Source organism: Serratia liquefaciens, assembly GCF_027594825.1.
GTDB lineage: Bacteria > Pseudomonadota > Gammaproteobacteria > Enterobacterales > Enterobacteriaceae > Serratia > Serratia liquefaciens_A.
Genome location: NZ_CP088930.1, coordinates 4541247 through 4555296, shown reverse-complemented (window position 1 = coordinate 4555296; position 14050 = coordinate 4541247). Strand labels below are relative to the sequence as shown.

The 14050-nt window shown below is 54.4% G+C and carries 13 protein-coding genes; 5 read left to right on the top strand and 8 right to left on the bottom strand.

Annotated features, from left to right (window positions below):
- Nucleotides 1-52 precede the first annotated feature (52 nt).
- Nucleotides 53-580 (bottom strand): fimbrial protein, encoded by a 528-nt coding sequence (locus LQ945_RS21045; RefSeq protein WP_012005952.1) that lies wholly within the window; start codon nt 578-580, stop codon nt 53-55.
- Between the two features lie 516 nt (nt 581-1096).
- On the opposite strand from LQ945_RS21045, the gene LQ945_RS21040 reads away from it, so the two are divergent.
- The 3 genes from LQ945_RS21040 (at nt 1097) to LQ945_RS21030 (ending at nt 4229) form a co-directional block, all read left to right on the top strand.
- Complete coding sequence (locus tag LQ945_RS21040; protein WP_044549263.1) at nt 1097-1813, top strand: EAL domain-containing protein; 717 nt, start codon at nt 1097-1099, stop codon at nt 1811-1813.
- A gap of 22 nt (nt 1814-1835) precedes the next feature.
- A complete protein-coding gene (locus LQ945_RS21035; protein WP_020825955.1) occupies nt 1836-2426 on the top strand; it encodes a LuxR family transcriptional regulator in 591 nt (196 codons plus the stop codon).
- A gap of 180 nt (nt 2427-2606) precedes the next feature.
- Entirely contained in the window at nt 2607-4229 is a 1623-nt protein-coding gene (locus tag LQ945_RS21030; RefSeq protein WP_270101652.1) for an FMN-binding glutamate synthase family protein, read from the top strand.
- 129 nt (nt 4230-4358) lie between these two features.
- Here LQ945_RS21030 and betA read toward each other — a convergent pair whose 3' ends face one another.
- The 3 genes from betA to betI all read right to left on the bottom strand — a co-directional run bounded on the left by betA (nt 4359) and on the right by betI (nt 8340).
- Nucleotides 4359-6026 carry a choline dehydrogenase gene (gene betA, locus LQ945_RS21025; RefSeq protein ID WP_270101651.1) on the bottom strand — a complete coding sequence of 556 codons (1668 nt, stop codon included), beginning with the start codon at nt 6024-6026 and terminating at the stop codon, nt 4359-4361.
- A gap of 224 nt (nt 6027-6250) precedes the next feature.
- Nucleotides 6251-7723 carry a betaine-aldehyde dehydrogenase gene (gene betB, locus LQ945_RS21020; RefSeq protein WP_270101650.1) on the bottom strand — a complete coding sequence of 491 codons (1473 nt, stop codon included), beginning with the start codon at nt 7721-7723 and terminating at the stop codon, nt 6251-6253.
- Nucleotides 7724-7743: 20 nt separating this feature from the next.
- Entirely contained in the window at nt 7744-8340 is a 597-nt protein-coding gene (gene betI / locus LQ945_RS21015; protein ID WP_044549259.1) for a transcriptional regulator BetI, read from the bottom strand.
- Between the two features lie 413 nt (nt 8341-8753).
- Between betI and LQ945_RS21010 the strand changes: the two genes are divergently transcribed.
- Nucleotides 8754-10793 (top strand): choline transporter, encoded by a 2040-nt coding sequence (locus tag LQ945_RS21010; RefSeq protein WP_182821103.1) that lies wholly within the window; start codon nt 8754-8756, stop codon nt 10791-10793.
- Nucleotides 10794-10840: 47 nt separating this feature from the next.
- Here LQ945_RS21010 and LQ945_RS21005 read toward each other — a convergent pair whose 3' ends face one another.
- The 4 genes from LQ945_RS21005 to LQ945_RS20990 form a co-directional block, all read right to left on the bottom strand.
- Entirely contained in the window at nt 10841-11311 is a 471-nt protein-coding gene (locus LQ945_RS21005) for a YkgB family protein (RefSeq protein WP_182821105.1), read from the bottom strand.
- Between the two features lie 69 nt (nt 11312-11380).
- Nucleotides 11381-11716 carry a pentapeptide MXKDX repeat protein gene (locus LQ945_RS21000; RefSeq protein WP_270101649.1) on the bottom strand — a complete coding sequence of 112 codons (336 nt, stop codon included), beginning with the start codon at nt 11714-11716 and terminating at the stop codon, nt 11381-11383.
- Nucleotides 11717-11774: 58 nt separating this feature from the next.
- On the bottom strand, nt 11775-12563 hold the full coding sequence (locus LQ945_RS20995) for a molybdopterin-dependent oxidoreductase (RefSeq protein WP_270101648.1): 789 nt from the start codon (nt 12561-12563) through the stop codon (nt 11775-11777).
- A gap of 10 nt (nt 12564-12573) precedes the next feature.
- Nucleotides 12574-13185, bottom strand: coding sequence for a cytochrome b/b6 domain-containing protein (locus tag LQ945_RS20990; protein ID WP_270101647.1), 612 nt, complete (start codon nt 13183-13185; stop codon nt 12574-12576).
- Nucleotides 13186-13335: 150 nt separating this feature from the next.
- Here LQ945_RS20990 and LQ945_RS20985 point away from each other — a divergent pair, with 150 nt between their 5' ends.
- Nucleotides 13336-14049 carry a response regulator transcription factor gene (locus tag LQ945_RS20985; RefSeq protein WP_044549251.1) on the top strand — a complete coding sequence of 238 codons (714 nt, stop codon included), beginning with the start codon at nt 13336-13338 and terminating at the stop codon, nt 14047-14049.
- Nucleotide 14050 lies beyond the last annotated feature (1 nt).

Genomic DNA, 14050 nt, shown 5'->3' with positions numbered 1-14050 from the left:
GAATTTAGCCGTCCGTGGCCAATAGCTCTATCTATCCTGCCAGCGAATTAAATTACTTGTATTCGATGGTGAAGGTAGCGTTAGAGTTTGCCTGACCCGCAGTTACCAGATCCTGGTAAGATTTATAACGAGCGCGCAGGTTGAAAGTCGCAGAACCTGGGTTGTCGCCGTCAGCAGCAACAGAAACGGTCGCTGGAGTAGCAACTTCCTGAGAGATTGGCAGAGTTGCGCCATTGTTATCCAGGATTTCAACGCCAACGCCGTTTGCGCCGCCAGTTACAGCCAACAGTTCTGGGTGGCCAGCTGGGGTGTTACCGTCGAAACGCAGGGTGTAGTTACCCGCTTCACATTTCTCCAGGCTAATATCGAAAGCTTTAGCACCGCTGGTAGAACCAGAAGTTGGGAATGCGGTAGTAGGATATTTACCCAGGTAAACTTCTTTATTCTGGTCTTTATCAACAACTTTACAGGTGGACTGTACGATTTCACCGGTGAATTTAACGTTGCCGCTTGCAGCAGTAGCGTTATAAGCAGTAGCAGACAATACCAGTGCAGCCAAAGGCAATAATACTTTTTTCATTTCCAGCTCCATAGAAAAACAATAAAATAATCGATTCAGTGACAGACGAATATATAGTTCCCCGGCACTGAGCATACACTCAGCGATAGCACTCCTTGCTTAAAAGGAGTGTTGCCTCGATGAACCCATTGCCGGACGAAATATAGACTAAGCGCATTCTTATTGTTAAATCGTTTAAAACATTCATAACACCCCTCTTGATAGGAATAAACTATCAACAAATACCTATCGATCGATGTTGACGATTCAATCGAATAGGAATAATCTGTGTTTTGGAAAGTCATGCAGTCAGACATTTTTCCTTAAGGCCTGATTAACAGCATATTATTCCATATATTTACATTTTGTTACTTTTAGAGCCCTTTGGACTTCACGACTAAATGCGCGTTAAATGGTCTGTAAGCGACATTTCACAACCGGGTCGCGCTAAATAAGACATTTACCCATAAACAGCTTGATCCTGATTTAATTTTAGTTAAAAAACAGTAAGTTACATACCAATCAAGGGATTGAGGAATGCGCAGTTCTTTTAGAGAGAAAAATAACGGAATTAATTATGTTTTCCAGCCAATGTTCGCAAAATCCGGACAATTGCTGGCCGTTGAGTGTCTATCACGATTCACTTTTAATAGTGAATATGCGCATTTTTCTCCTGAACAGTTCTTTCGCACGGCAGATAGCGAGACCCGAATTGAGATTCTGTTAGACCAGGTCAGTCTGATAGAGAAATATAATCACTGGTTTCATGAGAATCAGGTTATAGCTACGCTGAATGTAGACGACCATTCACTGCGGTCGTTGGCCAATAGCCATTTCGCAGAAAGAATCAGTGCCACTCGCTGTATTCATTTTGAAATCAGTGAGAACTCAACCCGCTTGGTTAAAGATCGTGTTCATGGCGATCCCTCACTGAAGAGCTATTCATTTTGGCTCGATGATTTTGGTTCCGGCTATGCGGGTTTCTCCGCGTTGTATAACAGCCAGTTCCGCTTCGTTAAACTCGACCGTTTTTTGTTATGGGACTTTATGAAGAAGTCTGGCGGCGAAGGTTTAATGCGCGCTTTATTGCGCTTTTTTTACCTTAATCATTACAAGGTAATTATTGAAGGGGTAGAAACCCCCGAGCATAAAAAATGGCTGGATGAAATGCCATATTACGCACTGCAGGGAAAGCTGTGGAAGGAATCCGACATCAAGGATTTGAACTCGCTTCTTACAGCTGAATACTTTTAACTCATTATGGGTGTTTGCCATTATGTCTAAAAACAATGTCCTTGTTATTAGTGAGTGTAAGTACAGCTATGTCGGCCTTTCGGTGTTACTGAAAAAACATTACGGCAAGTACGATATCAGACTGTTTTCAGATTTTATGCACGGTGGCGCCAAGGCGGAAAAAATAATTAAGCACGACATCGCCCTGATCTTCACCTCACAAAATCTGGAACAAAGCGTTAACGTCATTGAAAGCCTGGTGTCTTTGCATCAGCAATACAACTCCAAAACGCGCCTGTTGGTGTTTTATGACGACGAACGCGTGGTGAAACTATTGTCGATCCTGGGCATCTCCGTTGAATTGGTGTCTACGCGCATTCCACTTTATTCATTGCAGGAAAAAATACAAAACCTGCTGGAAAGCAAAGAGCCCGGCGGAATAAAAATGCAGAAAACTCGCGAGCTTAGCCCAGCGGAAAGCGACGTTATCTTCAACCTGTTGCGCGGTGACAGCCTGCTGCACATTGCCCAAAAGCGTGGCACTCACCCCAAGACGATTTTCTCTCAGAAATACAGTGCAATGAAAAAGCTGCGCCTACGCAGCATGAGCAGTATCTTCGTCGCCAGCAAGTAATCCTTCCCCCTCAGGCCGCCATCCGGCGGCCTGAGTCACTCGCATAACGTTAAATTAATGTAACAATAAGCGACAAAGCAGCAACAGCCACATAACACTCCTGTCTATTGGTTAGGATCCGACCGGCGGATCCTTCCGCGAGCCATGTCGTCTGGACGAATAAAAACATCAGGAGATGTTATGAAGTCATCGTTATTCAGCCGTTATACCTGCCTTGTCTTGAGCATTCTGCTGACGCTGGCGTCATTGACGCTATTACCGCACCACCCTTGGCTTTGGCTGCCGACGATCGTTTTTGGTGGTCTGAGCGCATTGGGGATTTACGATCTGACCCAGCAACGCCACGCGATTTGCCGTAACTACCCGATCATCGGTCGGTTGCGCTTTTTCTTCGAATTTATCCGCCCGGAAATACGCCAATATTTGCTGGAAGAAGACAACGCGCAGATCCCGTTTTCACGAACTCAACGCACGCTGGTTTATCGACGAGCCAAAAATGAGATGGGCGACAAGCCCTTCGGTACCCAGTTGGACGTTTATCAAACCGGTTATGAATGCATCGGACATTCCATGCGCCCGGTCGAGGTGTCCGATCCCACCAGCTTTCGCGTGACGATCGGCGGTCCAGGCTGCAGCCAGCCGTATTCCGCGTCTATTTTCAATATTTCCGCCATGAGCTTCGGTGCCCTGTCGGCCAACGCCATTCGCGCCCTCAATCTTGGGGCGGCAAAAGGCAATTTCTATCACGACACTGGCGAAGGCAGCATCAGCCGTTATCACCGTGAAAACGGTGGCGATCTGGTCTGGGAATTGGGCAGCGGTTACTTCGGCTGTCGCACTGCCGACGGCCATTTTGATCCGCAGCGCTTCGCTGAGCAGGCCAAAAACCCGCAGGTGAGAATGATTGAAATCAAACTCAGTCAGGGGGCCAAACCCGGCCATGGCGGCATTTTGCCGGCAAAAAAAGTGGATGCGGAAATCGCCGCGACGCGCGGCGTGCCTGAAGGGGTCGACTGTATTTCTCCGGCCTCGCACAGCGCCTTCAGCACCCCAATAGAAATGATGCATTTCATCCAACAGCTGCGCGAACTGTCCGGTGGCAAACCCGTGGGCTTCAAACTCTGTATCGGCCACCCGTGGGAATTTGTCGCCATCGCCAAAGCGATGTTGCAAACCCAGATATTGCCGGACTTTATTGTAGTGGACGGCAAAGAAGGCGGGACCGGCGCAGCACCGCTCGAACTGTCCAACTATATGGGTATGCCGCTGCGCGAAGGGCTGTTGTTCGTCCACAACACCCTGGTCGGCTGCGGACTGCGCGACAAAATCAAGATTGGCGCCAGCGGTAAAATCATCAGCGCCTTCGATATCGCCAGCGTACTGGTGCTGGGTGCCGACTGGGTGAACTCAGCCCGTGGTTTTATGTTCGCCGTCGGCTGCATTCAGTCGCAAAGCTGCCATACCAATCACTGCCCTACCGGGGTCGCCACCCAGGATCCGCTGCGACAGAAAGCCCTGGTGGTGCCAAACAAGGCCGAACGCGTTTATCACTTCCACCAAAATACGGTGAAAGCGCTGGCGGAAATGCTGGCGGCGGCAGGGGTCAGTCGCCCGGAGCAGCTGACTTCGCACCATATGCTGCGTCGCATCACCTCCACCGAAATCAAGGTCTACGCCGACATCTACTACTATCTGGAGCCTGGCGCGCTGTTGGAAAAAGAGATCGAAAGCGATTTTTATGCGCGCATGTGGCGCATGGCGACGCCAAACAGTTTCGATCAGGCGATCGCCCTGCCGGCTTAAGGGGTACGTTTGTACCTTGTGAGGTGAAAGATAACGGGAATGAATTGCCCCCTCGCCTCGGGGAAGGACATTGGAGGGGGGTTGCTTGCTACAGCGGCCCTCCCCCTCAGCGGCGAGAGGGCATGTGGGTTATGATTTACGCGCCGGGGCGTCGCCTGCCACGTAATAGTCGGCGTTACTGCGCGGCAACGGCTTACGTTGGCGGATGCGATCGGCAATTTTTTCGGCGATCATGATGGTGGTGGCGTTCAGGTTACCGGTAATGATCAGCGGCATAATGGACGCGTCCACCACCCGCAGACCTTCCATACCGTGCACTCGCCCTTGCCCATCCACCACCGCCATTTCGTCTTCGCCCATTTTGCATGAGCAGGAAGGATGGAAAGCGGTTTCGGCATGCTCACGCACAAAAGCGTCCAACTGTTCGTCGGTCTGCACTTCTGGCCCCGGGCTTATCTCGCGACCGCGATACTCGTCCAACGCAGGCTGCGCCATGATTTCGCGCGTAATGCGAATGGCGTCGCGGAACTCCTGCCAGTCCTGTTCGGTCGCCATATAGTTGAACAAGATGCTCGGATGTTGGCGCGGATCCTTCGATTTCACCTGCACCCGACCACGGCTCGGGGAGCGCATCGAGCCGACGTGTGCCTGGAAACCGTGCTCTTTCACCGCGTTGCTGCCGTTGTAGTTAATCGCCACCGGCAAGAAATGGTACTGAATGTTCGGCCAGGCGAACTCTTCGCGGCTGCGGATAAAGCCACCGGCTTCAAACTGGTTGCTGGCGCCCACGCCGGTGCCGTTGAACAGCCATTCTGCGCCGATCTTTGGCTGGTTGAACCATTGCAATGCCGGGTACAGAGACACCGGCTTTTTACAGGCGTATTGCAGGTACATTTCCAGATGATCCTGCAAGTTTTCGCCCACGCCCGGCAGATCATGCACCAGATCGATGTCCAGACGGTTCAGCAGCGACGCCGGACCAACGCCGGAACGTTGCAAAATCTGCGGCGAGGCGATCGCCCCGGCACACAGCAACACTTCCCGACGCGCACGGGCGCTGGTGATTTGGTTACTCTCGCCCTGCAAGTAGTCAACGCCCACCGCGCGCTTACCTTCGAAACGGATGCGGTCGGTCAACGCGTGAGTCACAATCTTCAGGTTGGAACGGGAACGAGCCTGATCCAGATACCCGCGCGCGGTGCTGGCGCGGCGACCTTTCGGCGTGACCGTGCGATCCATCGGACCAAAGCCTTCCTGCTGGTAGCCGTTCAGGTCATCAGTACGCGGATAACCCGCCTGCACACCGGCCTCCACCATTGCGTGGAACAATTCATTATTGCCGGCTTTCGGCGTGGTTACGCTGACCGGGCCGTCACCGCCGTGAAAATCGTTCGGCCCGATATCGCGGGTTTCCGCCTTGCGGAAATACGGCAGGCAGTCCAGGTAGCTCCAGTCTTCCAACCCCGGTGCTTTTGCCCAGTTGTCGAAGTCCATCGCGTTGCCGCGGATGTAGCACATGCCGTTAATCAGTGATGAGCCACCCAGCCCCTTACCCCGGCCGCACTCCATGCGGCGGTTGTTCATATGCGGTTCAGGATCGGTTTCATACGCCCAGTTGTAACGGCGGCCTTGCAGCGGGAATGCCAGCGCGGCCGGCATCTGGGTGCGAAAATCCATCCGATAATCCGGGCCGCCGGCTTCCAGCAGCAATACGCTAACGTCAGCGTCTTCGGTTAAACGGGTAGCTAAAACGTTACCGGCTGAGCCGGCACCGATAATGATGTAATCGTATTCCATACATTATCTCCTTAATATAGAGATGCCTGAATAAAGCGAATGGCTTGAATACCGCATGCTGAATATATCAATGCAGTTTTGGATGCAAAAAAGGATTATCCCCTATGGATTTCGAGTTACAGCTAGGCGGCAAGAGCGTGGAACCCCAGGAGCTTACTCAAGTAAGTGACTGGGGTCCGCGTTCGCAGCCAACAACGCTGTAGCTTGAAAGACGACGGGGATATTTAAAAGATGGAAATATATTCGCCCAGCTCGACTTGCACCGATTTGATCTGGGTGTAATGTTCCAGCGTGCTGAGGCCATTTTCACGGCCGACGCCAGACTGCTTATACCCGCCGACCGGCATTTCCGGCGCGGATTCACCCCAGGTGTTGATCCAGCAAATGCCGGCCTCCAACTGGTGGATTACCCGATGTGCCCGGGTCAGATCATTGGTCACCAACCCGGCAGCCAGGCCGAAGGTGGTGTCGTTCGCACGGCGTACCACTTCTTCTTCGCTGTGGTAAGTGAGAATGCTCATGACCGGCCCAAAGATCTCTTCGCGCACGATCTCCATCTCATCATCGCAGTCGGTAAATACCGTCGGCGCCACATAGGCCCCTTTGGCGTATTCACCCTCAGTCACACGTTCGCCGCCGCACAAAAGGCGAGCACCGCTTTTCTTGCCGCTTTCGATGAAGCGTAATACCGACTCCATATGCGCGAAACTGACCAGCGGTCCAAAGTTGGTTTGTGGATCGGTAGGATCCCCCAGGCGAATGCGCTTAACGCGCTCGAGGATTTTGGCTTCGAACTCCGCCTGCAACGCTGCGGGGACAAATACCCGGGTCCCGTTGGTGCACACCTGGCCGGAGCTGTAGAAGTTGGCCATCATGGCGATATCGGCGGCGCGATCCAGGCAGGCGTCGTCAAAAATAATCAGCGGGGATTTGCCGCCGAGTTCCATGGTGACTTCTTTCAGCGTCGAACCGGAGGCATTGGCCATCACTTTCTTGCCGGTTTTCACACCGCCGGTGAAGGATACCTTGGCAATGCCCGGGTGATCGGTCAGGTACTGGCCGACTTCTGCGCCGCTGCCGGTGACCACGTTGAACACGCCGTCCGGCAAACCGGCTTCGGTGTAAATTTCCGCCAGCTTCAGCGCCGTCAGGGAGGTGACTTCACTGGGTTTGAAGATCATCGCGTTGCCTGCCGCCAGCGCCGGTGCGGATTTCCACAGGGCAATCTGGATCGGGTAGTTCCAGGCGCCAATACCGGCCACCACGCCCAGGGGCTCACGACGGGTATAAACAAAGGCGCTGTCACGCAGCGGGATCTGCTGGCCTTCGATCGCCGGGATCAGACCCGCATAATATTCCAGTACGTCGGCACCGGTAACGATATCCACCGCCGTGGTTTCCGACATGGCCTTGCCGGTATCCAGGGTTTCCAGCGCGGCCAGTTCGTCGTTGCGTTCGCGCAGAATATCCACCGCACGGCGCAGAATACGAGAACGTTCCATCGCCGTCATCGCCGCCCACACTTTCTGTCCGCTGGCTGCACTGGCCACCGCACGGTTGACGTCTTCAGCGCTGGCGGACTGGATCTCGGCAAGCACTTCGCCGTTCGCCGGGTTCACCGCGTTGAAAGTTTTTCCATCGGTACTGTCTACATAGGCACCATTAATATAGAGCTTCTGTAAGCCAAAACGGGACATAGGTTCTCCTTGGGTTGTCCTCAGGGTGGCGTTTGCCCCCGGAGTTGAAACGTAATGTATTCGGTCGTGAGCGCGATCGCCTGCGCCTGGTTGAACGCCGCGCCGCGCAACGCACTGCGCAGCCACAGGCCGTCAATCAGTGCCGCCAATCCTTTGGCTGCCAGTCGCGCCTGCGCCTTGGGCAATTGGCGGCTAAATTCGGCACACAGGTTGGAATACAGCCGACGGCCGTTCACCTGTTGCAGCCGATTAAGCTGCGGCTGGTGCAAGCTGCTGGCCCAAAACGCCAGCCAGGTTTTCATCGCCGCGCTGTTGATCTGGCTGTCGTCGAAGTTACCGGCGACGATCGCCTGCAGCCGTGATGCCGGGCTCTGGTCGCTCAACGCCTGCAGCCGCAGCTTCACCGCCTCGCCCAGATGGCTAATCAAATAGCGCATAGTGGCTTCCAGCAGGCCGTTCTTGTCCTTGAAATAATGGCTGATGATGCCGTTGGAAACCCCGGCCCGCCGCGCTATCTGCGCGATGGTGGCGTCATGCATTCCCACTTCGTTCACCGCGGCCAGCGTGGCATCTATCAACTGCTGCCTTCTGATTGGCTGCATTCCTACCTTTGGCATAATTCGACTCTCACAAAACCGACTTCGGCCTCGTCTCAGCGGTGTAATTTCATGGCCTTTTCACCTGCTGAACTTGGTCTTCATGCTCACCATTAAACTTTTTTTTGATTGAACGTTCAATAAAAATTGCATATATTTTATTACCGCTTGGTTACAAATATGTACTTTTCGGTTGTGGAACTGGCTGATTTTTGTGAGGTATTTAACGAATCTGACCAAAATCAGTGTCTGTAAGCGGTTCCCACCACGAGACGATTTTCCGTTTCGTTAACAAGCAAAGCGGCAATCTTTGGCAAGCAGAATAGCGATTGCCGCGGCTTTATATCCGCACTTTTCCGGACGGCGCCGATGCGTCCGTTCAGGCTGGTGTGTGGGCACGATTTTACTCAGTTGTTAAAAAACAGAGGAAGACGATGACAACACGCGAAACCTCCTCAAAACCACAACAGGATGGCCTTAATCCGGTGGTTTTCTTTACCTCAGCGGGGCTGATCCTGGCCTTCTCGCTGATGACCATCTTTTTTACCGATTTCTCCGGGCGATGGATCACCCGCACCCTGAATTGGGTTTCAACCACCTTCGGCTGGTATTACCTGCTGGCCGCAACCCTGTACATCGTATTTGTGGTGTTTATCGCCGCTTCGCGCTTCGGTTCGATCAAGCTCGGGCCAGAACAGTCGAAACCCGAATTCAGCCTGATGAGCTGGGCAGCGATGCTGTTCGCCGCCGGCATCGGCATCGATCTGATGTTCTTCTCGGTCGCCGAACCGGTGACGCAATATATGATGCCACCGGAAGGCCAGGGCCAGACGATGGAAGCCGCCCGCCAGGCCATGGTGTGGACGCTGTTCCACTACGGCCTGACCGGCTGGTCGATGTATGCGCTGATGGGCATCGCCCTCGGCTACTTCAGCTACCGCTATAACCTGCCGTTGACCATCCGTTCGGCGCTCTACCCGATTTTTGGCAAACGCATCAACGGCCCGATCGGCCACAGCGTAGACATTGCGGCCGTGCTGGGCACCATCTTCGGCATCGCCACCACGCTGGGTATTGGCGTGGTGCAGTTAAACTACGGGCTGAAAGTGCTGTTCCACATTCCGGAAAACCTGACGGTTCAGGCCGCGCTGATCCTGCTTTCGGTGATCATGGCGACCATTTCTGTGACCTCGGGCGTCAACAAAGGCATCCGCATTCTGTCGGAGCTCAACGTACTGTTGGCGTTGGGGCTGATCATGTTCGTGCTGTTCTTCGGCGATACCGAGTTCCTGCTCAATGCGCTGGTGCTCAACGTCGGCGATTACGTTAACCGCTTTATGGGGATGACCCTTAACAGCTTCGCCTTCGACCGGCCGGTAGAGTGGATGAACAACTGGACCCTGTTCTTCTGGGCCTGGTGGGTAGCCTGGGCACCTTTTGTCGGCCTGTTCCTGGCGCGCATTTCGCGTGGGCGCACCATCCGTCAGTTTGTGGTCGGTACGCTGATTATTCCTTTCGTGTTCACCCTGCTGTGGCTGTCGATTTTCGGCAACAGCGCGCTTTACCAGATCATTCACGGCAATGCCGCTTTCGCGCAGGAAGTGATGCAGTATCCGGAACGTGGTTTCTACAGCCTGCTGGCACAGTATCCGGGCTTCACCTTCAGCGCCTCGGTGGCGACCATCACCGGCCTGCTGTTCTACGTTACGTCGGCGGACTCCGGTTCGCTGGTGCTGGGTAACTTCACCTCGCGTCTGAGCGACATCAACAACGATGCGCCCAACTGGCTGCGAATTTTCTGGTCGATAACCATTGGCCTGCTGACCATCGGCATGCTGATGACCGACGGCGTGCCCGCGCTGCAAAAAACCACGGTGATCATGGGCCTGCCATTCAGCTTTGTGATCTTCTTCGTGATGGCCGGTCTGTATAAATCGCTGCGGGTAGAGGATTACCGCAAGGCCAGCGCGCTGAACACCAGCGCGCCAATGCCGGTGTCCAGCAATGACGTGCTTAACTGGAAACAGCGGCTGTCGCGGGTGATGAATTACCCTGGCACTCAATACACGCAGAAAATGTTGGATACCCGTTGCCGACCGGCGATGCAAGAAGTGGCGCGTGAGCTGGAACTGCGCGGTGCCAAAGTGGAATTCAGTGAGGTGCCGCCGACCGAAGATGAGCGCTTGAGCCATCTGGAGCTGCTGGTGCATCTGGGCGAAGAGCAGAACTTCATCTACCAGATCTGGCCACAGCGATATTCGGTGCCGGGCTTTACCTATCGCGCCCGCTCCGGCAAGTCGCACTACTACCGGTTGGAAACCTTCCTGATGGAAGGTACCCAGGGCAATGACCTGATGGATTACAGCAAAGAGCAGGTGATCGGCGATATTCTCGATCAGTATGAGAAACACCTGAACTTTGTGCATATCCACCGTGAGGCGCCGGGCAATACCCTGACCTTCCCGGATATGTGATCCGTCCAACACGGACAAAGGGCGCAGTTTAAAAACTGCGCCCTTTTTTACGACATATCGTCAGGCAAGTCGGCTTTTAGCAGCAGTATCGACCCCGCCAATAACACCAGATCCTTTAGCAGAAAGCTGGTGGCTCCGCCCATCGCCGGAAAGCCACCGGCCGAAGCTTCCCAGGCACCCGGCGTGGAGAAGATCAGCGTCAGGGTCGTCAGATAAGTCAGCGTCGATCCCACCGCCCCCAATAGCCCCAAACGTCGCGACCAAAAACCGGCCAGCAGCAAAAGACCAAAGCTCCACTCGGCAGCCCCTAACGCATAACTGGCACCGCGAATGCCAAACACATCGTGCATCCAGGCCAGCAGCGGGCTATTACCAATCAGAGGCACCAGCCCCTGCGCTTCATAATCAAACCACTTGGCATAGCCGAAAGCGGCGAAGATCACCACCAGCGCCAGCCGCATAAAGGCCACGTCCCAGTTCGAGCGCTTAAAGCGCTGCAGCCACATTGTCTGAACCATCGTCCCTCCCGTTGTGCTGCCCGCAGCCGGGATTAAACCACCGGCTATCCGGCTGCGGGGCGCGGCGGCTTACTGCCCCATAGCGTCTTTTTTCATTGCGTCTTTACCCATACCGTCTTTCTTCATGCCGTCTTTCTTCATGCCGTCATGCTTCATGGCATCTTTACCCATGCTGTCTTTCTTCATGCCGTCGTGTTTCATGGCATCTTTGCCCATGCCGTCTTTCTTCATGCAATCCTTGCCCATGCACTCTTTTTTCATGCCGTCTTTGGCCATACCCTCGTGCGACATCTGGCTCATGCCGTCTTTTTTCATCGCGTCTTTGCCCATGCTGTCGGCGGCATTGGCACCGAGGGAACCTAACATCAACGCGCTACACATCATGACTGCGAATAACTTTTTCATGGTATTTCCTTTTCTCATTTAAAAAGCACCTGTGTGCCGGGGACGGTTGCGGTAGCCGTTAGCTGCCGCCAAACCAGTTGTAACCTTGATCTTCCCAGTAGCCGCCGGGAAAGCGGTTGGTGACCTCTATGACCTGAATATGTTTCGGGTTCTTGTAACCGAGCTTGGTCGGCATGCGCAGCTTCATCGGATAGCCGTATTTGCGCGGCAGGATCTGGCCATCGTAGGTCAGCGCCATAATGGTTTGCGGATGCAGCGCCGTGGCCATGTCGATGCTGGTGTAGTAATCGTCGGCACATTTGAAGCTGACATAGCTGGCGCTCAGGTCAGAGCCGATCGCCTGCAAAAATTGCGCAAAAGGTACGCCGCCCCACTTGCCGATGGCGCTCCAGCCTTCAACGCAGATATGGCGCGTCACCTGGCTGATTTGCGTCATGCTGTGCAATTGCGGCAAGGTCCAGGGTTGCTTATTCAGCACCAGGCCACTGACCTCCAGCCGATAGTCCTCGCCATTGATGTCCGGCGCTTCTTCTTCGGCGTAAAACGCGTTGAACGGGAACGGACGCGTAATCTGCGACTCGGCATACACCGGCGCCAAATGGTCGGCGTTAAACAGCCACCCTTGCACCCGGTCGTTAAAGCGCGAAACACGGCTCAGCGCCTGTTCCACATGGGTGTTGTCGCTGAGATCGCAGCCAGTGAGCATCGCAATGCCACCGAGCGTCAACCCGTTACGCAGAAAACGGCGGCGTGAAGAGGAGGCCAATTGGCGCGCCAGCAGCTGCTGTGCTTCCCTGACGATTTCTCTGCCTTCACTCAGGCTGATAGCGGGTTTATCTGTTTTCATCAGGTTCTCCTTAACGTCCGCGCAGCATGGCCAGCAGCGTGCGTGGTACCAGCGCCACCATGACCAGGTGCACCACTACAAACCCCACCAGCGCCGACATGGCGTAAAAGTGGATATAACGTGCCGCTTCATAGCCGCCGAGCAATTCGCGCAGCAGCGGAAATTGCACCGACTTCCACAACACCAGGCCAGACATCACCATCACCACGCCTGCCACCATCACAAACAGATAAGCAGCTCGCTGCACCATGTTGTAATGACGCAAATCGCTATGACCGAGTTTGCCTCGCAGCGCCGCCAGCAGATCACCCAACAAGGCTTTCGGGCTCAGCGGCCAGAATTTGCGTTTCAGACGGCCGCTGAACAGATTGATCAGCAAATAGCACAGCCCATTGATCACAAACAGCCACATGCCGGCGAAGTGCCATTGGAGCGCCCCACCCAACCAACCGCCCAGCGTCAGCTCATTGATAAAACTGAAGTTGAACAACGGTGAAGCGTTGTAGATGCGCCAGCCGCTGGTGACCATAATCAGCATCGCCAGCGCATTCAGCCAGTGCGTCAGGCGTAGCCACAGCGGGTGGATCAGCGCGGGTTTCTCCGGCGTAATGGACATGGCCATGGTGTCTCTCCTGACGGTGGCGGTTTCGATGGGCTGAGTATCCGTCCGATTTGTTCCCCAAGACCTCACGCAAAGTTAAATAAAATGTGATAACTCCGGCTCCGGCGGTTGTGTAGACTTCACTAAGGCCTGGCAATCAGCGGTGAGAGAATGGAAAAGCCAAAGAAAATTTTAATCGTCGAGGATGACGGCAATATCGCGGAGCTGCTGCAGTTACATCTGCGCGACGAGGGTTATGACATCAGCCATGCCGCCGATGGCAATCTGGGTATGGCGATGCTGGAACAGGGTGGCTGGGACGCGCTGATCCTCGATTTGATGCTTCCGGGGATCGATGGGCTGGAGATCTGCCGCCGCGCGCGCAACATGACGCGCTACACGCCGATCATCATCACCAGCGCGCGATCCAGTGAAGTACATCGCGTGCTGGGGCTGGAACTCGGTGCCGACGACTACCTCGCCAAACCCTTTTCGATGCTGGAACTGGTGGCCCGGGTTAAAGCGCTGTTTCGCCGCCAGGAAGCCATGAGCCGCAACCTGAGGATGGACGCCGGCACGCTGAGTTTTGACGGGCTGACCATCGACCCGATTGCGCGTGAAGTGCTGTTGAATCATCAAGCCATCGACCTGACGCCGCGTGAATTCGACCTGCTGTATTTTTTTGCCAAACACCCTGGCAAGGTCTTTTCCCGCTTGAGCCTGCTCAACCAGGTATGGGGATATCAGCACGAAGGTTATGAGCACACCGTGAATACGCACATCAACCGACTGCGCATCAAGATTGAAACCAACCCGGCGGAACCCGAGCGCATCCTCACCGTGTGGGGTATGGGCTACAAATTCGCGGCAGCGCCGCAAGAGTGAA